Here is a 255-nt window from a genome sequence, read left to right as displayed (position 1 = left end):
GATCCGGCCTCACACCGAGCCCGGTCAGATAGTGCGCCAGACGGTTGGCCCGCGCATTGAGCTCGCCATAGCTCACGCGCTCCTCCGCACAGACCACCGCCACCGCCTCCGGCGCCTTGGCGACCTGTGCCTCGAACAGCTCGTGGAGGCACTTCTCCGACGGATACGCCGCCGCCGTCCGGTTCAGCTCCTCCAGCAGATACGCCCGCTCAGCGGCCGGCAGGATGTCCAGCTCCCGCACCGGCGTGTTCGGCG

General features: G+C 69.8%; 1 protein-coding gene. It reads right to left on the bottom strand.

Translation table 11 applies throughout. From position 1 onward, the window contains the following. Positions 1-255, bottom strand: a 255-nt coding sequence (locus tag AB4Y42_RS44560; protein WP_368697936.1) for an AMP-binding protein, incomplete at both ends; no start/stop codon positions are given.

The sequence above is a fragment of the Paraburkholderia sp. EG286B genome, assembly GCF_040965655.1.
Classification (GTDB): domain Bacteria; phylum Pseudomonadota; class Gammaproteobacteria; order Burkholderiales; family Burkholderiaceae; genus Paraburkholderia.
This window is presented reverse-complemented; position numbering and strand designations above follow the sequence as displayed.